The sequence below is a fragment of the Corynebacterium provencense genome, from assembly GCA_900049755.1.
Lineage (GTDB): Bacteria > Actinomycetota > Actinomycetes > Mycobacteriales > Mycobacteriaceae > Corynebacterium > Corynebacterium neomassiliense.
On sequence record LT160608.1, the window covers coordinates 1 to 1,013 of the forward strand.

At 72.2% G+C, this 1,013-nt stretch carries 2 protein-coding genes; both read right to left on the reverse strand.

From position 1 onward, the window contains the following. Positions 1 to 580: deoxyribodipyrimidine photo-lyase (locus tag BN3906_RS13830; protein ID WP_147593033.1), on the reverse strand; the 580-nt coding region annotated here is incomplete at its 3' end. 39 nt (positions 581 to 619) lie between these two features. After that, positions 620 to 1,013: hypothetical protein (locus BN3906_RS13835; protein ID WP_222705294.1), on the reverse strand; the 394-nt coding region annotated here is incomplete at its 5' end.

Here is a 1,013-nt window from a genome sequence, read left to right on the forward strand (position 1 = left end):
CGACAGGCCCGCGGAGACCGTCGGGGACGCCCGGAACATCATCGACCGCGGCCGCCGTCGCCTCCTCCGCGAGCTGCCGGGCGGCCCGCGAATACGGGGTGAACACCCGGTAGGGCCCACCCCCTCCGCTACGGACCTGCCACGGCTCGGTGAGCAGATGACCGGCGAAACTGTGCACCTCCACGCCCTGCCGGGCGAGCCGCTGCTTCACCACCGCGTCCACCCGGCACAGCGCTTCGACGTAACGCCGGTTCCAGACAACCGCTCCCGCTCCCAGGATCCCGGGCAGGGCCGGGACAATGACGGTGGGGTCGCCACGCAGGTGGAGCAGAGGTACCCGGTACCCGGCGAGCCGGGTACCCAGATTCTCCAGGCTCCTGCCACGCCACCAGGCCGACGCCCCACCGGCCTGCCGGGCACCCGTGACCCCGGGATCCTCGTCAACGACCAGTCCCACGACCGGGCCCCGGGCGGCCGCCCACTGCAGGGCGGCATTGTCGGCCAACCGCAGGTCGTCGCGGAACCACACGACGGTGGTGCCGACCGGGCCGGAAGTGCCGGGGATCTCCTCTGAGCGCATGCCGCCTGAGGGTACCCGGTCGCACGGGCGGGACGGGCCTCAGCGCACGACCAGACCTTTCGGGGTGAACCGGGCGCCGGCACCGGTCCACACCCCTGTGGCTTCCCTGCCCAGCGACAGAACGTCGACGCCGTTGATCCTCTCCACCGTCACCGGTGACAGTCTTCCCTCCCGGACCAGGTCCGACAGTGCACCGACCACCGCCTGCACGTCCCCGGGGTCCGCTCCCGCCGCACCCGACGACCCGGAGGCTCCGTCATCCGCCAGTGTCGGCCGGGAGAACATCAGCACCGTCCGCCCGCCCCTGGTCAGATGGGCGATCAGCCGACCGTCACCGACCACGACAAGCGCTCCCGGCCCACGGGTCGGCTTGTCTCCTATTCCCACCCAGACGCGTATAGGGTACCGCCGCGGTGCGCACCGGAGGGACCCC